This is a genomic window from Streptomyces sp. JHA26, from assembly GCF_002005565.1.
Lineage (GTDB): Bacteria > Actinomycetota > Actinomycetes > Streptomycetales > Streptomycetaceae > Streptomyces.
Genome location: NZ_BDJC01000047.1, coordinates 24,059 through 49,418, shown reverse-complemented (window position 1 = coordinate 49,418; position 25,360 = coordinate 24,059). Strand labels below are relative to the sequence as shown.

At 72.6% G+C, this 25,360-nt stretch carries 21 protein-coding genes; 9 read left to right on the top strand and 12 right to left on the bottom strand.

All coding sequences use genetic code 11. The features are described 5' to 3' along the window. Positions 1-31: 31 nt before the first annotated feature. The 8 genes from JHAT_RS25135 to JHAT_RS25105 all read right to left on the bottom strand — a co-directional run bounded on the left by JHAT_RS25135 (position 32) and on the right by JHAT_RS25105 (position 8,529). Positions 32-1,075, bottom strand: a complete 1,044-nt coding sequence (locus tag JHAT_RS25135; protein WP_077800534.1) for a substrate-binding domain-containing protein — start codon at positions 1,073-1,075, stop codon at positions 32-34. Between the two features lie 17 nt (positions 1,076-1,092). Further along, on the bottom strand, positions 1,093-2,112 hold the full coding sequence (locus JHAT_RS25130) for an ABC transporter permease (RefSeq protein WP_077800533.1): 1,020 nt from the start codon (positions 2,110-2,112) through the stop codon (positions 1,093-1,095). Next, the gene (locus JHAT_RS25125; protein ID WP_077800532.1) at positions 2,109-3,626 is read right to left on the bottom strand and encodes a sugar ABC transporter ATP-binding protein; all 1,518 of its coding nucleotides are present in this window, start codon (positions 3,624-3,626) and stop codon (positions 2,109-2,111) included. The genes JHAT_RS25130 and JHAT_RS25125 overlap by 4 nt, the downstream gene beginning before the upstream one ends. 104 nt (positions 3,627-3,730) lie before the next feature. Further along, entirely contained in the window at positions 3,731-4,912 is a 1,182-nt protein-coding gene (locus JHAT_RS25120; RefSeq protein WP_077800531.1) for an ROK family transcriptional regulator, read from the bottom strand. Positions 4,913-5,151: 239 nt separating this feature from the next. After that, positions 5,152-5,829 carry a GntR family transcriptional regulator gene (locus tag JHAT_RS25115; protein WP_077800530.1) on the bottom strand — a complete coding sequence of 226 codons (678 nt, stop codon included), beginning with the start codon at positions 5,827-5,829 and terminating at the stop codon, positions 5,152-5,154. Positions 5,830-5,988: 159 nt separating this feature from the next. Next, positions 5,989-6,936, bottom strand: a complete 948-nt coding sequence (locus tag JHAT_RS25110) for a beta-ketoacyl-ACP synthase III (protein WP_077800529.1) — start codon at positions 6,934-6,936, stop codon at positions 5,989-5,991. A 143-nt stretch (positions 6,937-7,079) separates the two neighbouring features. Beyond that, positions 7,080-7,223: a hypothetical protein gene (locus JHAT_RS34745; RefSeq protein WP_171991039.1), complete on the bottom strand. Its 144-nt coding sequence runs from the start codon at positions 7,221-7,223 to the stop codon at positions 7,080-7,082. After that, the gene (locus tag JHAT_RS25105) at positions 7,192-8,529 is read right to left on the bottom strand and encodes an OFA family MFS transporter (RefSeq protein ID WP_077800528.1); all 1,338 of its coding nucleotides are present in this window, start codon (positions 8,527-8,529) and stop codon (positions 7,192-7,194) included. The genes JHAT_RS34745 and JHAT_RS25105 overlap by 32 nt, the downstream gene beginning before the upstream one ends. A 211-nt stretch (positions 8,530-8,740) precedes the next feature. Between JHAT_RS25105 and JHAT_RS25100 the strand changes: the two genes are divergently transcribed. Genes JHAT_RS25100 through fdhD form a run of 5 tightly spaced genes read left to right on the top strand, consistent with a single transcriptional unit; the run spans position 8,741 to position 15,260 of the window. Then, positions 8,741-9,712 carry a 2-dehydropantoate 2-reductase gene (locus JHAT_RS25100; protein ID WP_077800527.1) on the top strand — a complete coding sequence of 324 codons (972 nt, stop codon included), beginning with the start codon at positions 8,741-8,743 and terminating at the stop codon, positions 9,710-9,712. Beyond that, positions 9,709-11,631, top strand: coding sequence for a molybdopterin oxidoreductase family protein (locus JHAT_RS25095; RefSeq protein WP_077800526.1), 1,923 nt, complete (start codon positions 9,709-9,711; stop codon positions 11,629-11,631). The genes JHAT_RS25100 and JHAT_RS25095 overlap by 4 nt, the downstream gene beginning before the upstream one ends. After that, positions 11,612-13,537, top strand: a complete 1,926-nt coding sequence (locus JHAT_RS25090) for an NADH-ubiquinone oxidoreductase-F iron-sulfur binding region domain-containing protein (protein WP_077800525.1) — start codon at positions 11,612-11,614, stop codon at positions 13,535-13,537. The genes JHAT_RS25095 and JHAT_RS25090 overlap by 20 nt, the downstream gene beginning before the upstream one ends. Then, a complete protein-coding gene (locus JHAT_RS25085; RefSeq protein WP_077800524.1) occupies positions 13,534-14,394 on the top strand; it encodes a 2Fe-2S iron-sulfur cluster-binding protein in 861 nt (286 codons plus the stop codon). The genes JHAT_RS25090 and JHAT_RS25085 overlap by 4 nt, the downstream gene beginning before the upstream one ends. Before the next feature lie 17 nt (positions 14,395-14,411). Continuing rightward, entirely contained in the window at positions 14,412-15,260 is an 849-nt protein-coding gene (gene fdhD / locus JHAT_RS25080) for a formate dehydrogenase accessory sulfurtransferase FdhD (protein ID WP_077800523.1), read from the top strand. A gap of 187 nt (positions 15,261-15,447) precedes the next feature. Here fdhD and JHAT_RS25075 read toward each other — a convergent pair whose 3' ends face one another. Beyond that, the gene (locus JHAT_RS25075) at positions 15,448-15,891 is read right to left on the bottom strand and encodes a MarR family winged helix-turn-helix transcriptional regulator (protein WP_077800522.1); all 444 of its coding nucleotides are present in this window, start codon (positions 15,889-15,891) and stop codon (positions 15,448-15,450) included. An 83-nt stretch (positions 15,892-15,974) separates the two neighbouring features. Between JHAT_RS25075 and JHAT_RS25070 the strand changes: the two genes are divergently transcribed. Further along, a complete protein-coding gene (locus JHAT_RS25070) occupies positions 15,975-16,892 on the top strand; it encodes a zinc-binding dehydrogenase (protein WP_077800521.1) in 918 nt (305 codons plus the stop codon). Positions 16,893-16,898: 6 nt separating this feature from the next. On the opposite strand, the gene JHAT_RS25065 is transcribed toward JHAT_RS25070, so the two are convergent. Next, the gene (locus JHAT_RS25065; RefSeq protein WP_077800520.1) at positions 16,899-17,936 is read right to left on the bottom strand and encodes a bile acid:sodium symporter family protein; all 1,038 of its coding nucleotides are present in this window, start codon (positions 17,934-17,936) and stop codon (positions 16,899-16,901) included. A gap of 142 nt (positions 17,937-18,078) precedes the next feature. On the opposite strand from JHAT_RS25065, the gene JHAT_RS25060 reads away from it, so the two are divergent. The 3 genes from JHAT_RS25060 to JHAT_RS25050 all read left to right on the top strand — a co-directional run bounded on the left by JHAT_RS25060 (position 18,079) and on the right by JHAT_RS25050 (position 21,988). Continuing rightward, positions 18,079-18,966, top strand: coding sequence for a LysR substrate-binding domain-containing protein (locus JHAT_RS25060; RefSeq protein ID WP_077800542.1), 888 nt, complete (start codon positions 18,079-18,081; stop codon positions 18,964-18,966). A 275-nt stretch (positions 18,967-19,241) separates the two neighbouring features. Continuing rightward, complete coding sequence (locus tag JHAT_RS25055; RefSeq protein WP_077800519.1) at positions 19,242-21,068, top strand: long-chain fatty acid--CoA ligase; 1,827 nt, start codon at positions 19,242-19,244, stop codon at positions 21,066-21,068. 83 nt (positions 21,069-21,151) lie between these two features. Further along, complete coding sequence (locus JHAT_RS25050) at positions 21,152-21,988, top strand: aldo/keto reductase (protein ID WP_077800518.1); 837 nt, start codon at positions 21,152-21,154, stop codon at positions 21,986-21,988. Positions 21,989-22,080: 92 nt separating this feature from the next. Here the strand turns inward: JHAT_RS25050 and JHAT_RS25045 are convergent, their stop codons facing one another. Both JHAT_RS25045 and JHAT_RS25040 read right to left on the bottom strand, forming a co-directional pair. Further along, positions 22,081-23,001 carry a trans-aconitate 2-methyltransferase gene (locus JHAT_RS25045; RefSeq protein ID WP_077800517.1) on the bottom strand — a complete coding sequence of 307 codons (921 nt, stop codon included), beginning with the start codon at positions 22,999-23,001 and terminating at the stop codon, positions 22,081-22,083. 148 nt (positions 23,002-23,149) lie between these two features. Continuing rightward, positions 23,150-24,886 (bottom strand): glycoside hydrolase family 6 protein, encoded by a 1,737-nt coding sequence (locus JHAT_RS25040; RefSeq protein WP_077800516.1) that lies wholly within the window; start codon positions 24,884-24,886, stop codon positions 23,150-23,152. Positions 24,887-25,360: the final 474 nt, after the last annotated feature.

Below are 25,360 nucleotides of genomic sequence, written 5' to 3'. Positions count from 1 at the left end.
GGCTGGTCGGGCCGGGCCGGGGCGGCGGCCCTCACTTGAAGCCGGTGGACATGTACTGGTCCACGTTCTCCTTGTCGACGACGGCCGAGTAGCAGGTGACCGTCGAGGGGATCTCGAACTCGGCGAGCCCGCTGACCCCCTTGCCCTGGCCGAGGGCGCGGGCCAGGTCGATGGCGGAGGCGGCCATGGTCGGCGGGTACAGCACGGTCGCCTTCAGGACGCCGCTGTCCGCCTTGATGGCCTGGAAGGCGGAGAGCGCCCCGGCTCCGCCGACCATCAGGAAGTCGTCGCGGCCCGCCTGCTCGATGGCGCGCAGCGCGCCCACGCCCTGGTCGTCGTCGTGGTTCCACAGGGCGTCGAACGACGACTGGGCCTGGAGGAGCTGGGCCATCTTGGCCTGGCCGGACTCGACGGTGAAATCGGCGGCCTGACGGGCCACCTTCTTGATGTTCGGGTAGTTCTTGAGGGCGTCGTCGAAGCCCTGGGTGCGCTGCTGGGTCAGCTCCAGGTTGTCCAGGCCGGCCAGTTCGATGACCTTGGCGTCGGGCTTGTCCTTGAGCTTCTCGCCGATGTAGTGGCCGGCGTTGAGGCCCATGCCGTAGTTGTCGCCGCCGATCCAGCAGCGGTACGCCTGGGGGCTGTTGAAGATGCGGTCGAGGTTGACGACCGGGATGCCGGCGCGCATCGCCTTCAGACCGACCTGGGTGAGCGCCTTGCCGTCGGCGGGCAGCACCACGAGGACGTCGACCTTCTTGTTGATGAGGGTCTCGATCTGGCCGATCTGCTGGGCGGTGTCGTTGGAGCCCTCGGTGACCTCGAGGGTGACGTCCGAGTACTTCTCGGCGCGCTTCTTGGCGTTGTCGTTGATGGCGTTGAGCCAGCCGTGGTCGGCCTGGGGGCCGGCGTAGCCGATGGTGACCTGCTTGCCGGGCTTGTCGGCGGCGGCCGGCTGGTCGTTCGCGGCGGGCTTCTCGTCGTCGGTCTCGTTGCTCGTGCAGCCGGTGAGGAAGGCACCGGCGCCCACGGCGGCGGCTCCGAAGAGCAGTCCTCTGCGACTCGCGTTGAGTTGCTGCATGGTGGTGAACCCTTTCCTCAGGTCGTGCTCGCGGAACGGCGCTGGACCAGCACGGCGGCGACGATGATCGCTCCCTTGGCGATCTGCTGGACGTCGGTCTGCAGGTTGTTCAGGGCGAAGATGTTGGTGATCGTGGTGAAGACGAGGACGCCGAGCACGGAGCCGACGATGGTGCCGCGGCCTCCGGTGAGGAGCGTGCCGCCGATGATCGCGGCGGCGATGGCGTCGAGTTCGTAGAGGTTGCCGTTGGTGTTCTGGCCGGAGCCGGCCAGGACGATCAGCAGGAAGGCGGCGATGCCGCAGCACAGTCCGGACAGCAGGTAGAGGTAGAGCCGCTGGCGGCGGACGTCGATGCCGGCGAGCCGCGCGGCCTCCGCGTTGCCGCCGACGGCGACGGTGCGGCGCCCGAAGGTGGTGCGGTTGAGCGCCAGCCAGCCGACGACGGTGACGGCCGCGAAGACCAGGACCAGCGGCGGGATGCCCAGGACGTAGGAGTCGCGTTCGCCGAGGTCCAGGACGCTGGGGACGGTGACGACCTGGGTGCGGCCGTCGGTGATCTGCAGGGCGAGGCCGCGCGCCGAGGCCAGCATGGCGAGGGTGGCGATGAACGGGACCATCCGGCCGTAGGCGATGAGCACGCCGTTGACCAGCCCGCAGCCCACGCCGACGACGACCGCGGTGAACAGGATGCCGACGAAGCCGAACTCCTGGGTCGCCACCGTGGTCGCCCACACCGAGGCGAGGGCGACGATCGCGCCGACGGACAGGTCGATGCCGCCGGAGATGATCACGAAGGTCATGCCGACGGTGACGACGCCGATCACGGACGCCTGGGTGAGCACCAGCTGCAGGTTGCGGGTGTCGAGGAACGCGTCGGGCTGGGTGATGCCGCCGATGAGGACCAGGACGGCGAGCACGCCGAGCAGGCTCAGGGTGCGCAGGTCGGCGCGGGCCGTCAGGCTCCGCCAGGCGGACGGACCGTCCGCCGCCGCCGTCTTGCCGGTGCCGCCCCGTGGCGGGGACATGTGCTGCGTCATGACGCCGGGCTTCCTTCCATCACGAGGTCGAGTACGCGGTGTTCGTCGAGTTCGCGGGCGGGGGCCTCGTGCACGACACGGCCCTCGCGCAGCACCAGCACGCGGTCGGCGAGGCCGAGCACCTCGGGCACCTCGCTGGAGACCAGCAGCACGGCGAGGCCCTCGTCGGCGAGGCGGCGGATGACCGCGTACAGCTCGGCGCGGGCGCCGACGTCGACGCCGCGGGTGGGTTCGTCCAGGAGCAGGACCCGGCAGCCGCGCAGCAGCCAGCGGGCGAGGACCGCCTTCTGCTGGTTGCCGCCGGAGAGGGTGCGCACGGGCACGGACGGGTTGTCGGGCCGCAGGGACAGTTCGCGGGTGGCCGCCCGGGCGGCGCCCAGTTCGGCGCCGCGGTCGATCCAGCCGCCGCGCGAGAAGCGGGACAGGGCGGAGACCGACACGTTGCGGGTGACGGACTCCAGCATCAGCAGGGCCTGCGCCTTGCGTTCCTCGGGGGCGAGCCCGAGTCCGGCGCGCACGGCGGCGCGCACGCTGCCGGGCCGCAGCGGGCGGCCCTCCACGAGGACCTCGCCGGCGTCGGCCCTGCGGGCCCCGTAGACGGTCTCCAGGATCTCGGAGCGGCCGGAGCCGACCAGTCCGGCCAGGCCGACGATCTCGCCGGGGCGGACGTCCAGGTCGAGCGGGGCGAACTCGCCCTCCCGGGTCAGTCCCCGCACGCTCAGCACGGGCTCCGCCGTCGGCGGCGAGTCGGGCCGCTCGGGGAAGACGTACTCGACGTTGCGCCCCGTCATCAGCGCCACCACGTCGCGGGTCGGCGTCGACTCGGCGGGCAGCCCGCCGGCGACGGCCCGGCCGTCCTTCAGGACGGTGACCCGGTCGCCGATGCGGCGGATCTCCTCCAGCCGGTGCGAGATGTAGACGACGGCGACCCCGTCGGCGGTGAGGTCGGCGACGATGCGGAAGAGGTTGTCGACCTCGTCCGGGTCGAGGGCCGCGGACGGCTCGTCCATCACGATCAGCCGTACGTCGTGGGAGAGCGCCCGCGCCATGGACACGATCTGCTGCTGCGCCGCCGACAGGTCGCCGACCAGCCGCCCGGGGTCGATCTCGGGGTGCCCGAGCCGTTCGAGCAGCTGGGCGGTCGACGCCTTGGCCGTCCTGCCCCGCACCACGAAGCCGGCGGTGGTCGGCTCGTGGCCGAGGTGGACGTTCTCGGCGACCGACAGGTGCTCCACCAGGTCGAGTTCCTGGTAGATGGTGGCGATGCCGAGGCGCATGGCCGCGATCGGTGAGCGCAGGGTGACGTCCTCGCCACGCCAGCGGATGGTGCCGGTGTCGGGCTGGTGGGCGCCGGCGAGCACCTTGATGAGGGTGGACTTGCCGGCCCCGTTCTGGCCGAGCAGGCAGTGCACCTCACCGGCCTGGACCTCGAGGTCGACGCCGTCGAGGGCCCGGACTCCGGGGAACGACTTGGTGATGCCGGACATGCTGAGCAGCGGTGGTTCTGGTGCCATGTGAGGTCCCCTAGGCGGGCGTACGGGCCGGTGTCAGGGCAGAGCAGGGCAGAGCAGGGCAGGGCAGAGCGCTGTGCTGGTGGGACTCGGAAGGCGCCTGGCGCCTACGCGGGTGAGAACAGGTGGTCGCTGATCAGCCGGGCCGCGCCGATGACTCCGGCGGTGGGACCCAGCTCCCCGAGGACGATGGGCAGGTTGCCGGTCGCCAGCGGCAGCGACTGGCGGTAGACCTGCGTGCGGATCGCGGCGAGCAGGTTGTGCCCGAGGCCGGTCACCCCGCCGCCGATCACGACCAGGCCCGGGTTGAAGAAGCTGACCAGGCCGGCGATGACCTGGCCGGTGCTGCGGCCGCCCTCCCGGATCAGGTCGAGTGCGGTGGCGTCGCCCGCGGCGGCCGCGGCGGCGACGTCGGCGGCGCTGAGGCCCCCGCCCGCCTCCAGCCGGCTCGCGAGCTCGGCGGACCGGCCCTGTTGGGCGGCCTCCGTGGCGTCCCGGGCCAGTGCGGCGCCGCTGAAGTGCGCTTCCAGGCAGCCCCGGTTGCCGCAGGCGCAGGGGCGTCCGTCGGGCACGGCCTGGATGTGGCCGATGTCGCCCGCGCTGCCCGTCGTGCCCCGGTAGACGTCACCGCCGACGACGATGCCGCAGCCGATGCCGGTACCGATCTTGACGACGAGGAAGTCGGCGACGGTGCGGGCGACGCCCGCGTGCTGCTCCCCCAGCGCCATCAGGTTCACGTCGTTGTCGACCATCACCGGGCAGCCGAGCTCCTGGCTGAGCGCCTCCCGCACGGGGAAGCCGTCCCAGCCCGGCATGATCGGCGGAGCCACCGGCACGCCCTCGGGGAAGCGGACCGGGCCCGGGACGCCGATGCCGGCGCCGTCGAAGCCCTCCGCGAGCCCCGAGGCCCGCAGCTTGGCGGCCATGGCCAGCACCTGCTCGAAGACCGCGACCGGCCCCTCGCGCACGTCCATGGGCTGGTTGATGTGCCCGAGGATCTCCAGTTCGGCGTTGGTGACCGCGAGGTCGATCGAGGTCGCGCCGATGTCGACGCCGAGGAAGCGGAGTTCGGGGTTGAGGCGGACGTTGTGGGAACGGCGGCCGCCGCGCGAGGCGGCGAGTCCGTCGGCCACCACCAGCCCGGTCTCCAGCAGCCGGTCCACCTCGACCGCCAGCTTGGACCGGGACAGGTCGACCTGGTCGCCGAGCTGGGCGCGGGAGTTGGGGCCGCCGTCGCGCAACAGCTGCAGCAGCCGGGCCTGATGGGCGTTCGCAGGTCGTGCCGTCATACGTCTCACGAACCCCTCCCCGCCTCGATCGGCTTGAGTGTACCGGTGTTTCCGGCCACGTCCGTGGCGTGCTTTCGGAGGGAACGTAGCAGTGAGCGCCGGGTGTGGGAAGAAGTCGCGCATGAATTGCTGCGAACTTTCTCCACTGAGAGGACAAAGGCGTGCGACGGGTCCGGCGGCCCGGAACAGGACGGGGCCGCCCGGCCGGTGCGCCGGGCGGCCCTGGGGAGGCTGCGGTCTCAGGAAGTGCGGTGCTGGTGGTAGGAGGTCCGCGTGTGCTCCGTGTGCTCGCACATCAGCTGCTTCGCCCGCTGCTCGTCGCGGTCGGCGATGGCGGCGATCAGCTCCCGGTGCTCGATCCAGGACTGCATGCCGCGCTGCCGGGCGACCGGCGTGTGGTACCAGCGGACCCGGCGGTCGACCTGCGCGGCGAGTTCGGCGAGGACGGCGTTGCCGGCCAGTTCCATGACCTCCGCGTGGAAGCGGGCGTTGAGGGCGACGGTGGCGTCCACGTCGTCGGCGGCGACGGCCCGCTCCCCCTCCGCGCACAGTTCCTCCAGCACGGCCACGCCCGCACGGGAGGCGTTGGCGGCGGCCAGCCGGGCCGCCTCGGCCTCCAGCAGCGTCCGGACCGCCAGGAGCTGGTCGGCCTCCTCCTCGGTCGGCTCGTGCACGAACGCGCCCTGGGCGGGGCGCAGATCGACCCAGCCCTCGGTGTTGAGCCGCTGGAGCGCCTCCCGCACGGGCTGGCGGGACACCCCGAGGTGGCCGGCGAGCTCGCTCTCGACGAGGTGCTGGCCGGGCCGGAGGGCGCGCGTGGTGATGAGTTCGAGCAGCGCCTCGTAGACGCGGTCGCGCAGCGGGCCGGGCCGTTCGAGCTTGGGCACCGCACCCTGCGGCAGTCCTGCGGACAACATCGGTCCCCCTCGAAGGACGGCACGAGCAGTACGCCGAGTATCGATTGTCTTTCGTCTACAGTCTACGGCGCGCGGGGGCCGGGGCCGTGAGTGTCGGCCACGTCACACCCCGGTCCGGGCCGGTCCGCGTCGCGTCACGGCACGTCGCGGCACGTCGCGTCACGGGCAGCGGACGACCTGTCCGGCGTAGGAGAGGTTCCCGCCGAAGCCGAAGAGCAGCACCGGGTCCCCGGTCGTGATGTCGCCCCGTTCGACGAGCTTGGAGAAGGCGAGGGGGATGCTCGCCGCCGAGGTGTTGCCGGACTCCACGACGTCGCGGGCGACGACCGCGTTGACGGCGCCGATCTTCGCGGCGAGGGGTTCGATGATGCGCAGGTTGGCCTGGTGCAGGACGACGGCGGCGAGGTCGGCGGGCTCGAGCCCGGAGCGTTCGCAGGCCCGGCGGGCGATGGCGGGCAGTTTCGTGGTGGCCCAGCGGTAGACGCTCTGTCCCTCCTGCGCGAACCGCGGGGGCGTGCCCTCGATGCGGACCGCGTTGCCCATCTCGGGCACCGAGCCCCACAGGACGGGGCCGATCCCCGCGTCCTCGCCCAGGGCGCAGCGCTCCACGACGGCGGCCCCCGCCCCGTCGCCGACGAGCACGCAGGTGGTGCGGTCGGTCCAGTCGGTCACCTCGGACATCTTGTCCGCGCCGATGACCAGGGCGCGGTCCGCCGAACCGGCCCGGACGGCGTGGTCGGCGGTGGCCAGGGCGTGGGTGAAGCCGGCGCAGACGACGTTGAGGTCCATCACGGCGGGCCCGGGGATGCCCAGGCGGGCGGCGACCCGGGCCGCCATGTTCGGTGAGCGGTCGACGGCGGTGGAGGTGGCGACCAGCACCAGGTCCACGTCCGCGGGCGTCAGGCCGGCCGCGGCGAGCGCCTTGGCGGCGGCGTGGCCGGCCAGCTCGTCGACGGGCTCGTCGGGTCCGGCGATGTGGCGGGTACGGATGCCCACCCGGCTCCTGATCCACTCGTCGCTGGTGTCGACCATGCCCGCCAGGTCCTCGTTGGTCAGGGTCCCGGCGGGCTGGTGGTGGCCGACGGCGGTGATGCGGGAGCCGTGCATGGGTGGAATCCTCGGTGCCTCGGGGACGGGATCCACCAGTGTGTTCAGTGACCGGTGAGTACGACGGCAGGTGAAGCGACAGGAATCGGGCGCCCGTCTTGTCGGCTTCGGTCAGCATCCGTGGCGCCCTCTGCCCCCGTCCCTCATCCGGTGAACAGCTGGGTCGCCTTCCGGACGAGTTCGTACAGCCCGTAGGCGAGCGGTGCGCCCACCCAGAGCCAGGTGAACGCGATCAGCGGACGCCGGGCGGGCGGGTCAGGCGGACTCTGGCTGCTGTCGTGCGACATCGGCGGCCTCCTTGCGTGCCGGGGCGGGCATGTGGTGGCGGGAGTGGACCGGGCGGATGCACTCGTTGGCGGCGAAGCCGACGGCCAGCAGCCCGATCATGATGACGAACGACAGCCCGTACAGGGACGGGCCGTGCCGTCCGGCCTCCTCCTGCCGGTCCGCGATCCAGTTGACGATCAGCGGCCCGAGGACGCCGGCCGTGGACCAGGCGGTGAGCAGCCGCCCGTGGATGGCACCGACCTGGTAGGTGCCGAAGAGGTCCTTGAGGTAGGCGGGCGCCGTGGCGAAGCCGCCGCCGTAGAAGGAGAGGACGACGAGGGCGCACAGCACGAACAGCGGCTTGGAGGAGTCGCCGAACAGGGCGACGAGCGCGTACATCAGCGCGCCGACGCCCAGGTAGAGCCGGTAGACGTTCTTGCGTCCGATCAGGTCGGAGGCCGTGGACCAGCCGAGCCGGCCGGCCATGTTGGCCGCCGACAGCAGTGCGACGAACCCGGCGGCGGCCGTGGCCGACACGGGGGTGGAGGTGTCGGCGAAGAAGTCCGTGATCATCGGGGCGGCCTTCTCCAGGATGCCGATGCCGGCGGTGACGTTCGTGCAGAGCGCGATCCACAGCAGCCAGAACTGCGGGGTGCGCACCGCCTGGCGCGCCGAGACCCGCACGCCCTCGGCACCGTCCGGGCCGTCCCCGGCGCGTTCCCGCGGGCGCGGCACCCGTACCAGCAGCACGCCCAGCAGCATGAAGACGGCGTAGGTCAGCCCGTGCACGAGGAAGGCCAGCGCGATGCCCGTGTCGTCGGTGCCGAAGGACTCCAGCATCTGCGCCGACCAGGGCGAGGCGATCAGCGCGCCGCCGCCGAAGCCCATGATGGCGATGCCGGTGGCCATGCCGGGCCGGTCGGGGAACCACTTGATCAGGGTGGAGACCGGCGAGATGTAGCCGATGCCGAGGCCGATCCCGCCGACGAAGCCGTAGCCGAGGACGATCAGCCAGTACTGCTCCACCGCGGCGCCGAGCGCGGAGAGCAGGAAGCCGGACGAGAAGCAGACCAGGGCGACGGTCATCGCCCAGCGCGGTCCGTGCCGTTCCACGAGCGTGCCGCCGAACGCGGCGGACAGGCCGAGCATGACGATGCCGAGCTGGAAGGGCAGCGCGCTCTGCGTGCCGCTGAGGCCGAGCGCGGATTCGAGGGGCGGTTTGAACACGGACCAGGCGTAGGCCTGGCCGATGGAGAGGTGGACCGAGAGGGCGGCGGGGGGAACGAGCCAGCGGCTCCAGCCCGCGGGTGCCATGGGGGGACTCATGAGTCCCCAACCGTAGGCAGTGACGGCCGGGTTGAGAAGACAGTTGAGGGAGCAACCAACGAACGGCCGGCCCCGCTCGTACCAAGCCGTGCCCGGAGCCTTGCTGGGGCAACCTCCATACTGTAGACAATATTTCGTCGACACTGGGCCGGCTGGCTCGTCCCGGCCCGCGGTTCCTCGGTATCCCTCGACCGAACGGAGCTCCCCCGTCATGAAAGTCGCAGTCCTCGGCGCCGGGGCGATCGGCGCCTACGTCGGCGCCGCGCTCCACCGCGCGGGCGCCGACGTCCACCTCATCGCCCGTGGACCGCACCTGGCGGCCATGCGGCGGGACGGAGTACGCGTGCGCAGTCCGCGCGGTGACTTCACCGCACGACCCCGCGCCACCGACGACCCGGCCGAAGTGGGCCCGGCCGACTACGTGTTCCTGGGCCTGAAGGCCCACGCGTACGCGGCGTGCGGGCCGCTGATCGAGCCGCTGCTGCACGACACCACGGCCGTCGTGGCCGCGCAGAACGGCATTCCCTGGTGGTACTTCCACCGGCACGGCGGTCCGTACGACGGGCGCCGCCTGGAGAGCGTGGACCCGGACGGCGCGGTCAGTGCGGTGCTCGCGCCCGAACGGGCCGTCGGCTGCGTCGTCTACGCGGCCACCGAACTGGAAGGGCCGGGCGTCGTCCGGCACGTGGAGGGCACGCGGTTCTCGGTCGGCGAACCCGGCCGGGGCGTCTCGGAGCGCTGCCTGGCGTTCAGCGAGGCGATGCGGGCCGGCGGACTGAAGTGCCCGGTCGAGCCGGACCTGCGGGCCGACATCTGGCTGAAGCTGCTGGGCAACATCTCCTTCAACCCGATCAGCGCGCTGGCCCGCGCCACCATGCGGCAGATGTGCCTGCACGGCGGCACCCGGCAGGTCATCGAGACCATGATGACCGAGACGCTCGCGGTCGCCGCGGCCCTCGGCTGCGAGGTCGGCGTCTCCATCGAGCGCCGGCTCGCGGGCGCCGAGAGGGTCGGCGACCACCGCACCTCCACGCTCCAGGACCTGGAGCGCGGCAAGCCGCTGGAACTCGACGTCCTGCTCGCGGCCGTCGTCGAACTGGCGGGGATCACCGGCGTCGAGGTGCCCACCCTGCGCACCGTGCACGCCCTGTCGGACCTGCTCGCGCTGAGGAGCGCCGCATGAGGAAACGGGAACCGAAGACCTACGCCCGGCTGACGCACCCCCTGGTCCGGGACTCCCGCGACGAGCCCTTCCGCCGGGCGTCCTGGGACGAGGCGCTCGACCGGGTCGCACGCGGCCTGGCGCGCCACCGCGGCGCGTTCGGGATGTTCTCCTGCGCCCGCGCGACCAACGAGATGAACTACGTGGCGCAGAAGTTCGCCCGGGTCGTGATGGGCACCAACAACGTCGACTCCTGCAACCGCACCTGTCACGCACCGAGCGTCGCGGGCCTGTCGGCCGCCTTCGGATCGGGCGGCGGGACCTCGTCGTACGAGGAGATCGAGCACACCGACGTCATCGTGATGTGGGGCTCCAACGCCCGCTTCGCCCACCCGATCTTCTTCCAGCACGTGCTGAAGGGGATACGCAACGGCGCCCGCATGTACGCCGTCGACCCGCGGCGCACCTCCACGGCCGAGTGGGCGGAGGGCTGGCTCGGCCTGAACGTCGGCACCGACATCCCGCTGGCGCACGCGGTCGGCCGCGAGATCATCCACGCGGGGCTGACCGACGAGGCGTTCGTCGCGCGGGCGACCACCGGCTTCGAGGAGTACCGGGCGCTGGTCGAACCGTGGACGCCGTCGCTGGCGGAGAAGGTGACGGGCGTCCCCGCCGCCGCCGTCCGCCAACTGGCCCACGCCTACGCCCGCGCCGAGCGCGCCCAGCTGTGCTGGACCCTCGGCATCACCGAGCACCACAACGGCACCGACAACGTCCGGGCGCTGATCAACCTGTCCCTGCTCACGGGCCACGTCGGCCGCTACGGCTCCGGGCTGCAGCCCCTGCGCGGCCAGAACAACGTGCAGGGCGGCGGCGACATGGGCGCGATCCCCAACCGGCTGCCCGGCTTCCAGGACATCCTCGACGCGGACGTGCGGCTCAGGTTCGAGTCGGCGTGGGACACCGTCATCCCGCCGCGGTACGGAATGACCCTGACGGAGATGTTCGAGGCCATGGAGGACGGCACGCTGAAGGCCGTCTACTGCATCGGCGAGAACCCCGCGCAGTCGGAGGCGGACGGCGAACAGGCGGTGCGCCGGCTGAACGCGCTGGACTTCCTCGTCGTCCAGGACATCTTCCTGACGAGGACCGCCGAGCTCGCCGACGTGGTCCTCCCGGCGACCGCCGGCTGGGCGGAGACCGAGGGCACCACCACCAACAGCGAGCGGCGCGTGCAGCGCGTCCGCAGGGCCGTCACCCCGCCCGGCGAGGCCCGGGAGGACATCGACATCCTCTGCGACCTGGCGGTGCGCCTCGGTCACGACTGGAAGTACCCGGACGCCGAGGCGGTGTGGAACGAGCTGCGGTCCCTCTCCCCGGACCACCACGGGATGACGTACGCGCGCCTCGCGGAGCACCAGGGCATCCAGTGGCCGTGCCCGAGCACCGAGGGACTCGAACCCCCTTACCTTCACAGCAGGTTGTGGGATCCCGACCCGGAACGGCGGGGGCGGCCCGCGCCCTTCGGGATCGTCCGGCACGATCCGCCGGTGGACCTCACCGACGAGGAGTACCCGGTCCGGCTGACCACCGGCCGACGGCTCGACTCCTACAACACCGGTGTGCAGAGCGGCGGTTACGCGTCCCCCCTGCGGCGCGGCGAGTCCGTCGAGCTCAGTCCGGAGGACGCCGAGCGGTACGGGGTCGCGGTCGGCGAGCGGGTGCGGGTGGTGTCGCGGCGCGGGTCGGTGGAGGCGCCCGTGTGGGTCGACACCGCGCTGCGTCCCGGGCTCGCGTTCATGAGCTTCCACTTCCCCGACGAGGTGGACACCAACCGGCTGACGATCGAGGCCAACTGCCCGATCGCGGGGACGGCGGAGTTCAAGGCGTCGGCGATCCGTATCGAGAAGGTGAGCAGCAGTGGACCTGCGCTTCGGTGACAGCAGACCGACGGACGAGGAACGGGAGGCCGTCGACGCCCTCCTCGGCCCGCCGGAGTCCTCCTGGGAGGGCGCGGACCGCTCCGACGCCGACCTCCGGTGGGCCCGTGGCGGGCGGGAGGCCCGCGACCGGCGCGACCTGCTGCTGCCGGGGCTGCACGCGCTCAACGACCGGGTCGGCTGGATCAGCGCGGGCGCCCTGGACTACCTGTGCCGGCGCCTGACGGTCCCGCCGGCGGAGGCGTACGGGGTCGCCACCTTCTACGCCATGTTCTCGGTGCGCCCCCGCCCCGCGACCGTGCTGCACGTCTGCACGGACCTGGCGTGCACGGCGGCGGGGGCGACCGGGCTGTGCGCGGACGTGGAGGCGCGGCTGGGTCCGGAGAGTGGGGTGGAGGTCGAGCGCAGCCCGTGCCTGGGGCTGTGCGAGCGGGCCCCGGCGGCGCTGGCGATACGCGCGGGCGCACCGGCCCGTCCGGCGCTCGAGGACGAGGCCGTCCGGGCCGGAGACGGGGGCCCGGGGGCGGCGGCCCCCGGGGACGGGACGGGGCGGCGGGGGCGGGAGAGGCTCCACGCCACCGCCGTGTGCGCCCCCGCCACGGTGGAGACCGCCCTCGGCGCCGCCACCGCCCCCGAATCCGCCGCCCCCGAACCCCCGCCCGCGGCCGCGGTCCCCCAGGCGGGCGACCCCGCGCTCACCCTCCTCGGACGCGTCGGCACCGTCGATCCCGCCTCCCTGGACGACTACCGCGCCCACGGCGGCTACACCGCCCTGCGCCGGGCCTTCGCCCTCGGTCCGGCCGGCGTCATCCGCGAGGTCACCGACTCCGGCCTGCTCGGCCGCGGCGGCGCCGCCTTCCCCACCGGACGCAAGTGGCAGGCCACGGCCGCCCGGCCCGACCGCCCCCACTACCTCGTCTGCAACGCCGACGAGTCCGAGCCGGGCACCTTCAAGGACCGCGTCCTCATGGAGGGCGACCCGTACGCGCTCGTCGAGGCGATGACGATCGCCGGGTACGCCACCGGCGCGCACCAGGGCTACCTCTACCTCCGCGGCGAGTACCCGCGCGCGCTGGCCCGCCTCACCCACGCGATCACCCGGGCCCGCGCCCGCGGACTGCTCGGCGACGACGTCCTCGGGCAGGGCTACGCCTTCGACATCGAGATCCGGCGGGGCGCGGGCGCGTACGTCTGCGGCGAGGAGACGGCCCTGTTCAACTCCATCGAGGGCCACCGGGGCGAGCCGCGTTCCAAGCCGCCGTTCCCGGTGGAGAAGGGCCTGTTCGGCGGGCCCACGGTGGAGAACAACGTCGAGACCCTGGTCAACGTGCTGCCGATCCTCACCCTGGGCGCCCCGGCGTACGCGGCGATCGGCACGGCGGCGTCCACGGGCCCGAAGCTGTTCTGCGTGTCGGGCAGCGTGGACCGTCCCGGCGTCTACGAGCTGCCGTTCGGCGCGACGCTGGGCGAGCTGCTCACGCTCGCCGGGGTGCGGGACGGACTGCGGGCGGTGCTGCTCGGCGGGGCCGCGGGCGGCTTCGTGCGCCCCGACGAACTGGATCTCCCCCTCACCTTCGAGGGCACCCGAGAGGCGGGCACGACCCTCGGTTCGGGCGTCGTCATGGCCTTCGACGACACGGTGCCGCTCCCCCGCCTCCTGCTGCGCATCGCCGAGTTCTTCCGCGACGAGTCGTGCGGGCAGTGCGTGCCGTGCCGGGTCGGGACCGTGCGGCAGGAGGAGGCGCTGCGGCGGATCGTGGACCGCACGGGCGCCGGTGCCGCCGGGGACATCGCCCTGCTGCGGGACGTCGGCCGCGCGATGCGGGACGCCTCGATCTGCGGTCTGGGGCAGACCGCGTGGAACGCCGTGGAATCCGCCATCGACCGTCTGGGGGCCTACAAGTGACCGCGATACCGCTGGGCGTGCCGCGCCGGATGGTGGAGTTCACCGTCGACGGACGGGAGGCTCGGGTGCCCGAGGGCTCGACCGTCCTCGACGCCTGCCGGGCCGCGGACCTGGACGTGCCGACCCTGTGCGAGGGCGACACGCTCACCCCGAAGAACGCCTGCCGGGTGTGCGTGGTGGAGGTCGAGGGCTCCCGCACCCTCGTCCCGGCCTGCTCGCGGAAGGCGGAGCCGGGCATGGTGGTCAGGACGGACACCGAGCGCGTCCGGCACAGCCGCAGGCTCGTCCTCGAACTGCTCGCGTCCTCCGTCGACCTGTCCACGACCCCCCGGGCGGCCGACTGGATCAAGGAGTACGGGGCGGAACCGGACCGCTTCGGCCCGGACGCGGCCCGCGTCGACGGACAGCCGAGGATCGACAACGAGCTGTACGTGCGCGACCTGGGCAAGTGCATCCTCTGCTACAAGTGCGTGGACGCCTGCGGCGACCAGTGGCAGAACACGTTCGCCATCTCCGTCTCCGGGCGCGGCTTCGACGCCCGCGTCTCGGTCGAGCACGACGGTCCGCTGACCGACTCGGCGTGCGTGTACTGCGGCAACTGCATCGAGGTGTGCCCGACCGGGGCGCTGTCGTTCAAGTCGGAGTTCGACATGCGGGCGGCGGGTACGTGGGACGAGTCGCGGCAGACGCGCACGACGACCGTGTGCGCCTACTGCGGCGTGGGCTGCAACCTGACGCTCCATGTGCAGGACAATGAGATCGTGAAGGTCACGTCGCCGCACGACAACCCGGTGACCCACGGCAACCTGTGCATCAAGGGCCGGTTCGGCTACCAGCACGTGCAGAGCCGGGACTGAACGGAACGGACAGGGACATGGGACGAGTCACGGAACGACGCAAGGTGATCCGCATCCGGGACGGGGCGGTCTCCACCCGCCCGGACACGCTCGTCGCCGAGGAGCCCCTGGAGATCCGGCTCAACGGCAGACCGCTCGCGATCACCATGCGCACCCCGGGCGACGACTTCGCGCTGGCGGCCGGCTTCCTGGTCAGCGAGGGCGTGCTGGCCGACGCCTCGGACCTGCGCAACATCGTCTACTGCGCCGGGGCGACGGCCGACGGGTCGAACACGTACAACGTGGTCGACGTGACGACCGCCCCGGGGGTGACCGTCCCCGACATCACGCTGGAGCGCAACGTCTACACCACCTCGTCCTGCGGTCTGTGCGGCAAGGCCAGCCTGGACGCGGTGCGCACCACGACCCGTCACCCGATCGCCGACGCCCCGCCGCTGCGGGTGACGCCGGAGCTGCTGGCCGGGCTGCCGGACCGGCTGCGGGCGGCCCAGCGGGTCTTCGACCGCACGGGCGGACTGCACGCGGCGGCCCTGTTCGACGAGCACGGCGCACTCCTCGACGTGCGGGAGGACGTGGGCCGGCACAACGCGGTCGACAAGCTGGTCGGCCGGGCCCTGCAGAACGGGGACCTGCCGCTGTCCCGGTCCGTGCTGCTGGTGTCGGGCCGGGCCTCCTTCGAACTGGCGCAGAAGGCGGTGATGGCGGGCATCCCGGTGCTCGCGGCGGTCTCGGCGCCGTCCTCGCTGGCGGTGGACCTGGCCGCCGAGACGGGGCTGACCCTCGTGGGCTTCCTGCGGGGCGCCTCCATGAACGTGTACGCGGGTGAGGACCGCGTCGCCCTGCAGGCCGCGGCCGCCCAGGGCTGACCACCTCTTCCGCGGCACGGCGGCGGGGCCCCGGCCGGCGGGGAGCGCCCCCTGCGCCGCAGGGGCCCCGCCTCATCACGGCCCACGAGCCGCCGTCGGCCGCCAGGGCGCCCGGACGCCCGGTGTCAGCCGCCTTCCGCCGGGATACCCGCCGCCGTGCCCCGGTGCCGGTGCACGCGGCTCGCCGTCACCCGTCGCCGTCCGTGCCGGCGACCCGCCCGACCATGTCCATGAACCGCGCCCGCTCCTGCGCCGAGAGGGGCGCGAGCAGTGCCTCGTTGGCCGCGCGGGCCGCCTTCTCGCACCGCGTGAGCACCCGGTCGCCCTCCTCGGTGAGGGACACGGCGTTCTTGCGGCGGTCCCCCGGGTCCGGCGCCCGGACGACGAGGTTCGCGGACTGGAGGTCGTTGAGGACGCCGACCAGGTCCTTCGGGTCGAGCCCGATACCGCGGCCGAGGTCGGCCTGGGCGACGGGGGCGAGGTCGCGGACGGCGGAGAGCACCACGTGGTGCCACATCTTCAGCCCCTCCGCGGCCAGCGCCTCGGCCACCAGGGCCCGGCCGCGGGCGGCTGCGCGGCCCAGCTGCCAGCTGGGGAGGGAACGGATCTCGGGAAGCGGTGCGTCGGCCATGGGGCCAGCCTAGCCAAAGTCGTTGGACATCCCCACGACCTCCCCCTACCGTTGGGACCACCAACGAAAAGGGAGGTGCGGCGATGCGCCGTGTCCGGTACGCGTCCACCGGAGGTCCGCTGTTCCTGGAGGAGGTCCCCGTCCCCGAGCCGGGCCCGGACGAGCTGCTGGTGCGCTGCGAGGCGGTCGGCGTCACCCTGCCGGTCGTCCGCAAGGTCACGGAGGCCCCCGAGCCGATCCCCCTCGGGGGCGAGATCGCCGGGGAGGTGGTGGCCACCGGTGGCGAGGCGACCGGCTTCCGGATCGGCGACCGGGTGACGGGGCTGTGCTTCGGCCACGGCTACGCCGACTTCGCCGTCCTGCACCGGTCGATGGCCACGCCGGTCCCCGACGGCGCCGGCGCGGTCGACGCGGTGGCCCTGGTCCGCAGCGGCCTCGTCGCGCTGGGCGCCCTGACGGCCGCGCGGCCCCGGCCGGGCGAGTCGGCGCTCGTCACCGCGGCGGCGAGCGGCGTGGGCCACCTGGCCGTGCGGCTCGCGCGCACACGCGGCGCGGTCCGGGTCGTGGGCGCCGTCTCCGACCCGGCCAAGGCGGACTTCGTGCGCTCCCTGGGCGCCGACGACGTGGTGGTCTACGGCGACGACGGCTGGGGCGAGCCCGTCGACTACGTCCTCGACGGGGTCGGTGGCGACCTGCTCACCCCGGCCGTCGCCGCCCTCGCCCCGGGCGGCCGGCTGGTGGCGTACGGCTCCGGCGGCGGGCACGTGCGGGCCTACGACCTGCTGGTGGGCTCGAAGACGGTCACCGGGTTCCAGGTGGCGCGGATCGCCCGCGAGGAGCCGGAGCTGTACGAGCGGTGGCGGCGGGAGCTGTGGGCGCTGTTCGCCGAGGGGACGCTGCGGCCCTCCGTGCACGGCACGTTCGCCCTGGCGGACGCGGCGAAGGCGCACGAGGCCGTCGAGTCGCACGCCAACCTGGGGAAGGTCGTCCTCGTCCCCTGACGCGGCTCAGCGGGGGCCCGTCCCCGTGCCGACGGCCGCCCGCGACGCCCCGTCCGCCTCCCGCGCGGAGTCCGCCTCGGGGTCGTGCGCCCGGCGCTTGGCGATGACCGCGCACACCATCAGCTGCATCTGGTGGAAGAGCATCAGCGGCAGCACGGCCAGCGAGGCGTGCGCGCCGAACAGGACGCTCGCCATGGGAAGACCGGAGGCGAGGGACTTCTTGGAACCGGCGAACTGGATCGCGATCCGGTCGGCCCGGCCGAAGCCCAGCGCCCTCGCCCCGTACCAGGTCAGCAGCAGCATCACGGCGAGCAGCACCGCCTCCACGGCCAGCAGGCCGGCCAGCCGGACCGGGCTCACCTGGTGCCAGACGCCCTGCACCATGCCCTCACTGAACGCCGTGTACACGACGAGGAGGATCGAGCCGCGGTCGACGAGCCCGAGCACCTTCCTGTGCCGGGCGACGAACCCGCCGATCCAGCGGCGCAGCACCTGCCCGGCGACGAACGGCACCAGCAGGTGCAGCACGATCCCGACCACCGAGTCGGCGGAGAACCCGCCCCCGCCGCCACCGAGCAGGGCGGCGGCCAGCAGCGGGGTGACGACGATGCCGACCAGCGAGGAGAAGGAACCCGCGCAGATCGCGGCGGGCACGTTGCCGCGGGCCATGGAGGTGAAGGCGATCGACGACTGGATGGTGGACGGGACCAGGGTGAGGAAGAGCAGCCCCTGCTGCAGGGGGTCGGTCAGCAGGACCGGGACGAGTCCGCGGGTCGCCAGGCCCAGCAGCGGGAAGACGACGAAGGTGCAGGCCAGCACGGTGACGTGGAGGCGCCAGTGGCGCAGCCCGTCCATCGCCTCCCGGGTGGAGAGCCGGGCCCCGTACAGGAAGAAGAGGAACGCGATCGCGAGGGTGGAGGCCCCGGAGGCGACGTCGGCGCCCGTCCCGCGGGCCGGCAGCAGCGCCGCGAGGCCCACCGTCCCGAGCAGCAGCAGGACGTACGGGTCGATCGGTGTCCGACGCGGCCGGCGCAGGCGTTTCACGGTACTCCACTTGCTCGTTCGTTTCCCTGTTCCACGGGACACGGGTCCCCGCCCCATCGTGCTCCCTCACCCTGCGATCGGGAATCCGGTACACCGCTCTCACTGTCATCACGCTTTGCGATGACCGGGTACGGTGGGCCGCGTGTACGACCCCTCCCATCTGCGGTCCTTCCTGGCCGTGTCCCAGACGCTGAGCTTCACGCAGGCGGCGCGGCGGCTCGGGCTGCGCCAGTCCACGGTGAGCCAGCACGTGCGGCGGCTGGAGGACTCCGCCGGACGCCAGCTGTTCACGCGCGACACGCACTCCGTGGAGCTGACGGAGGACGGCGAGGCGATGCTGGGCTTCGCGCGCCGGATCCTGGAGGTGCACGAGCAGGCGACGGCGTTCTTCACCGGCACCCGGCTGCGCGGCCGGCTGCGCTTCGGGGCGTCCGAGGACTTCGTGCTGACCCGGCTGCCGGAGATCCTCGAGGGCTTCCGGCAGGAACATCCCGAGGTCGACCTGGAGCTGACGGTCGAGCTGTCGGGCACGCTGCACGAGCAGCTGGCCGCCGGGAAACTCGACCTGGTGCTGGCCAAGCGGCGCCCCGAGGACCCGCGCGGCGAGCCGGTGTGGCAGGACCGGCTGGTGTGGATCGGCGGCGAGCGGCTGCGTCTGGACCCGGACCGTCCGGTACCGCTGATCGTCTACCCGCCGCCCGGCATCACCCGGGCGCTCGCGCTGGACGCGCTGCAGCGACAGGGCCGCGAGTGGCGCATCGTCTGCACCAGCGGCAGCCTCAACGGGCTGATCGCGGCGGCCCGCGCGGGCCTCGGCGTGATGGCGCACTCGCGGGGGCTCGTCCCGCCCGGCCTGGTGCGCGTCCCCGACCGGGCCGGGCTGCCGGAGCTGGGCCGCGTCGACTTCGTGCTGGTGCACGGGCGCCGCCGCCCCTCGGCGCAGGGCGCCGCGGACGCCCTGGCGGCGGCCGTCCTGGCGGGAGGCGACCGGCTGCACCGTCCTCGGCGCGCGGATCTCGCGCAGGTGTGACGGAATCCGGGGCACCCGCGCTGAAGAAGGAGAGCGGCGGTTTCGGTGGTTCCCGCGGCGGACGGCGGGTCGTACAGATTCGGTGGAGATTACGGCACCGAAACTTACTCAACCGTCAGGAAACTGTCCGACCCTTCCCCATGTGAGCGCATTTCCTCTCCCCGACCGGCACGGCCACGAGTCCCGGCCCGCCTCGCCGGCCCTCCCACCCCCATTCCGCGTGGGGTAGCTTTCACCGCGCTGTGCAGGGCGTCACCAGGAACGGGGAGCGGGGTTTGCGCGAGTTCACCAACCCTCCGTCGGCGTCGGCACCACCGGTGGGCGGCCTGGCCGACGTGGTCTTCCGGCATGCCCAGGAGGACCCGCGGCACATCGCCCTGGGCCGCAAGGACGAGGACGGGCGGTGGCGGGACGTGACCGCCGCGGCCTTCCGCGACGAGGTGCTGGCCCTCGCCAAGGGCCTGCTCGCCCAGGGCGTCCGCTTCGGCGACCGGATCGCCGTCATGTCCCGCACCCGCTACGAGTGGACGCTCTTCGACTTCGCGCTGTGGGCGATCGGCGCCCAGGTGGTGCCGATCTACCCGACCTCGTCGGCCGAGCAGTGCCTGTGGATGCTGCACGACGCGGAGGTGACGGCGGCGGTCGTGGAGCACGAGGACCACGCGATGACGATCGCCACCGTCATCGACCGGCTGCCGCACCTGCGCGGGCTGTGGCAGCTGGACTCCGGCGCCGTCCAGCAGCTGTACGACGCGGGCGCCCACCTCGACGACGAGGTGGTGCACCGGCACCGGCGGGCGGTCACGCCCGACTCGGTCGCCACCGTCATCTACACCTCGGGCACCACGGGCCGCCCCAAGGGCTGCGTCATCTCGCACGGCAACCTCATGTACGAGGCGGACACCGTCATCGAGCGCTGGGAGCCGGTGTTCCACTCCAGGAAGGGCGACGAGGCGTCGACCCTGCTGTTCCTGCCGCTCGCGCACGTCTTCGGGCGGATGGTGGAGGTCGCGGCGATCCGCGGCCGGGTCCGCTTCGGCCACCAGCCGCAGCTGAACGCCGCCGCGCTCCTGCCCGACCTGGCCGCCTTCCGTCCGACGTTCATCCTGGCCGTGCCGTACATCTTCGAGAAGGTGTTCCACGCGGCCCGGCGCACCGCGGAGAAGGAGGGGAAGGCCGGTCCCTTCGAGAAGGCCGTCGAGGTGGCCGTGAGGTACGCGGAGGCGGTGGAGGCGAAGGCCTGGGGCACCGGGCCCGGCCCGTCGGCGGCCCTGCGCATGCAGCACCAGCTGTTCGACAAGCTCGTCTACGCCAAGGTGCGGGCCGCGATGGGCGGACGCATCCGCAACGCCATGTCGGGCGGTTCGGCGATGGACCGGCGGCTCGGCCTGTTCTTCGCGGGCGCGGGCGTGCAGATCTACGAGGGCTACGGCCTGACCGAGTGCACGGCGGCGGCCACCGCCAACCCGCCCGAGCGCACCCGCTACGGCACGGTCGGCCGTCCCATCCCCGGCGTCACCGTGCACATCGCGGACGACGGCGAGATCTGGCTGAACGGCGACAACGTCTTCCAGGGGTACCTCAACAACCCGAAGGCCACCGACGAGACCCTCCACGACGGCTGGCTGGCCACCGGCGACCTGGGCTCGCTGGACGAGGACGGCTACCTCACCATCACCGGCCGCAAGAAGGAGATCCTGGTGACCTCCGGCGGCAAGAGCGTCTCGCCGGGCCTGCTGGAGGAGCGCGTCCGGGACCACCCGCTGGTCAACCAGTGCATCGTCGTCGGCAACGACCGCCCCTACGTCGCCGCCCTGATCACCCTCGACCAGGAGGCGGTCGAGCACTGGCTGACGATGCGCAACAAGCCCCGGATGTCCCCGGCCGACCTGGTGCACGACGCCGACCTGGAGACGGAGGTGCGGCGCGCGGTCGTCGCGGCCAACACGCTCGTCTCCCAGGCCGAGTCGATCCGCACCTTCCGCATCCTGGCCCAGCCGTTCACCGAGGAGCACGGGCTGCTGACCCCGTCGCTGAAGCTCAAGCGCAAGGCCATCGAGAAGGCCTACGCCGCCGAGGTCGAGGCGCTGTACCGGACATGAGTTCCGCGGTCAGGAATGCACGACGCCCCGTGATCGTTGACCATGGGAGTACCACCTGACCACAACCGAAGGATCGAGAGCTCGTGAGCAGCAAGGTCCCCCCGATCACCCTGAACAACGGCGTCGAGATGCCCCAGCTGGGCTTCGGCGTCTGGCAGGTGCCGGACGACGAGGCCGAGACGGCCGTCGCCACGGCCCTGGAGGCCGGGTACCGCAGCATCGACACAGCGGCGATCTACGGCAATGAAGAGGGCACCGGCAAGGCCATCGCCGCCTCCGGCATCGCCCGCGAGGACCTCTTCGTCACCACCAAGCTCTGGAACAGCGACCAGGGGTACGACTCCACCCTGCGCGCCTTCGACACCTCGCTGGCCAAGCTCGGCCTCGACTACGTCGACCTGTACCTGATCCACTGGCCGCTGCCGTCGAAGGACCGCTACGTCGACACGTACAAGGCGTTCGAGAAGCTGCACGCCGACGGCCGGGTCCGGGCCATCGGCGTCTCCAACTTCCTGCCGGAGCACCTGGAGCGGCTGATCGCCGAGACGTCGGTCGTCCCGGCCGTCAACCAGATCGAGCTGCACCCGCACCTCCAGCAGCACGCCGCCCGCGAGGCCCACGCGAAGCGGGGCATCGCCACCGAGGCGTGGTCCCCGCTCGGCTCGGGCAAGGGCATCCTGGAGATCCCGGCGATCGTGGCGATCGCCCAGAAGCACGGCCGCACCCCGGCCCAGGTCGTGCTGCGCTGGCACCTGCAGCTCGGCAACGTCGTGATCCCGAAGTCCGTGACGCCGTCGCGGATCAAGGAGAACATCGACGTGTTCGGCTTCTCCCTGGACACCGAGGACCTCGCGGCGATCAGCGCGCTGAACGAGGACCGCCGACTGGGCCCGGACCCGGCGGTGTTCGACGTCGTCTGACCCGTACGCGCGTGGAGGGGCCCGGTCCGTGGGGACCGGGCCCTTCCCGTACCGCCCGGGTCCCCGCCGCCGGTCCACGGACCGCACCGCCGTCAGTCCGCGGGCCGTACCGCCGTGTGGACGGTGTGCGCCAGCAGGACGAACACGTCGGACCGCCGGTGCACGCTCGCCTCGTCCGCGGGGTCGAGGAGCCGGTCGAGGGTGGCCCGGTCCTCGGCGTCGAGGCCGTCGCCGAAGCGCTCCCGCACCCGGGACAGGGAGGCGGTGACGTGGGCGCGGGCCTCGTCGGAGACGGGAGCGGGCAGGTCCAGCAGGAAGCTGCGCGTGCCGGTGTGCTCCAGGCCCGCCGCGGTCAGCAGCGCCGGCCAGTCCTCGGCCACGGCCACGGAGCCGGGCAGGCTCGCGCGCATCTCGGCGAACGCGTCCTCCTCGACGGCGTGCAGCCTGGCCTGCAGCCCCGGGCGGCCGATGCCGATGTCCCGGGGCAGGAAGCGGGCGGGCAGGCCGCCCTCCAGGACCGCCAGCGTGCCGCCGGGGGCGAGGTGACCGGCGAACGCGGCGAGGGCGGCGCGCTGGTCGCCCAGGTGGTGCAGGCTCTGGCTCGCCCACAGCAGGCCGGCCGGGTGCTCGAGCTCGCCCAAGACGCCCGGCAGGTCACCGGTGAGGGTGCCGAAGCGGTCGGCGACGCCGAGCCGGGCGGCCCGGTCGCGGGCCCGCTCCAGGAGGGGTCCGGCCCCGTCGACGGCGACGACCCCGGCGTCCGGGAAGGCCTCGGCGAACAGGCAGGAGACGACGCCGGGTCCGCTGCCCGCGTCGACGACCAGCCCCGGTCCGGTCACCTCCCGCGCCAGCCAGGCCATGGCCTGCCGGTACAGGGGGGTGAGCAGCTCCGCCTGCGCCTCCAGCAGCGGGGCCATCGCGGCCCAGTCGACGGCGTGGTCGTGATCGTGGTCGTGGTGGCGACCGGGCTCGTGGTCGCCCTGGTGACGGTGGTCGTGGTGGTCGTGCGCCATGCCGGTCGGCCTTCCGTTCGCGGGGCCGTCAGCGTGCGACGGCTCACCGCGTCGGGGCAAGTTCTGTTGCCGTTGTCGCAAAAGGACCGTGCGGGGTCCGGCCGCGGTGGGCCGGACCCCGACGGTGTACGGCTGCGCCGGAGCCCGCCTACGGCAGGGGCGGGTAGGCGTTCTTCATCAGCTCCTGGAACTGCGCGGAGAACCACTTCCCGGAGAGCGGGGCGTCCGGGAGGGCACCGGACATGCTGTTGCCGTTACGGGCGTTGCCGGTGTACGTCGGGTCGCACATCCGGTCGAAGCCCTTGCCCTCGTCGTTCGAGATCTCCTTGCTCGCGCCGTCCGACTCCCCCGGCGGCTTCATCCACACGTAGGCGTCGATGCCCGGTTCGGGGTTGGCCTGCGGCCGTTCGCCGAGACCCGCTCCGGACTGGTTGCACCAGTTGCCGGGGTGGATGCGCCGGTCGTAGCGGCCACCGTTGACGTAGGTGTCGACGTTGGTGGTGGCGCCGGGGCCGGTGGGGCGCTGGGTGCCGCCCCAGCCGTTGCGGGAGGTGTCGATGAGCATGCCGATGTTCTCGTCGAAGCCGATCGAGACCAGCTTGTCGCGCATGGCCTGGGCGTAGGAGAGCTCGTCGGTGTAGCGGTTCCAGTCGACCCACTTGGACTGGCGCACGGACGTGCCGTTCACACTGTCCGTGATCTTGAAGTTGTCCTCCTTCAGCGCGCTGTAGTTGGCGGTGTTGACGATGAAGCCGTGGACGTCGTCCACGGTCGCGCCCTCGGTGGTGGCGGCCGTCTTGAACATCTCGGCCGAGGGGCCGAAGTTGTCGTCCCAGCCGAGCCAGCCGTGGTGGCCGGCGTCGATGTAGTTGTAGACGTTGGGGATGTCGCCGAACTTGTTCAGCGCGTAGCCGACGCCCTTCTGGTAGTTGCCGTTGGCCTTCATCACGTCGCAGTTGGGCACCGCGGTCGGCCGGCCCGAGACGTTGGTGACGAGGTTGGGCAGCGAGTCGATCTCGACCGTGGTGACGATCCGCAGCGAGGCGTACTTCGGGTCGGCGAGGATCTCGGCGATCGGGTCGATGTACTCCGTCTTGTACCGGTCGATCTCCGTCGGGCCCAGCTCGCCGTTGGAGGCCAGGGCCGAGCAGTCGCGTCCGGGCAGGTTGTAGATGACGAGCTGGACGTACAGCTCGCCGTCGCCCTTCTGCGCCAGCGCCTCGTCGAGGTGGTCGCGCAGGCCCATGCCGCCGTTCGCGCCCTCGATGGCCGCGATCCGGTCCAGCCAGACACCGGTGGGCTGGTTGGCGACCCGGCTGCCGCCGGGCTCGGCCGCCGCGTGCGCGGACCACTCCGGGTTCACGTAGCCCTTGGCGCCGGCGTAGGGGTTGTCCACCCGGCCGGACGGGTCCGTGGGGTCGGTCGGGTCCGTGGGGTCGGTCGGATCCGTCGGGTCGGTCGGTCCGCCGTCGACGTTGCAGGTCACGCCGTTGAGGGTGAAGGTGGCCGGGATCGCGTTGCTGCCGCTGTAGGTGCCCTGGAAACCGAAGCTCGCCGAACCGCCCGTGGACAGCGTGCCGTTGTAGGACTCGTTGGCCGCGGTGACGGCGGCGCCGCTCTGGGTGACCTTCGCGTTCCAGCTGTTGGTCACCTTCTGGTTGCCGGCGTACGTCCACCCCAGCTTCCAGCTGGAGGTGGCGGCACCGTTGTTGGTGACGGTCACGGCGGCGGTGAAGCCACTGCCCCAGTCGTTCTGCACCGTGTAGTCGACGGTACAGGCGGCGGCCGCCGCGCCGGCGCTCGCGGAGTGGGTGGCGAGGGCCGTGCCGGAGGCGCCGGCGACCAGCGTCAGGGCGGCGAGCATCGCGGTTCTGGTACGGGTCATGAGTGGGGGTTCCTTCTGTCGTCGGGGTGCGGGTGGGGGTGTGCGGGGCCGCCTGCCCGCCGGGGGCGGGCCGCCGCCGGGCGGCACGGGGGCGCCGCCGCGACCGGAGGCCGGGAGCGGCCCGCGGGCAGGGAGGAGCAGCCCTCGGGGAGAGCTGTGCACCGGTACATCGGACGATCACGCGTCGGACCGGCCGCATCGGTGGCGACAAGTCCTGAACGCGGAAGGTGGAGCGGGGGGTGACGCACGAGCGACTCCTTGCAGTTCGGGCGCGCCGTGACGGACGCGTCGACTGGTGGAACCGCTCCCACTGGTGCAAGCGAAGGTAGCGCCAAGTGACGGCAAAGAACAGAGGAGTAACCGACTTTCCGGTCCGCGCCGCCCGTCGAATCTTTTCGACTCTTCACACATCTTGACCGCCCGGAGCCCCCTCCCCACTATGGGAGCGCTCCCACTGGTTCACAGCTTGTTGCT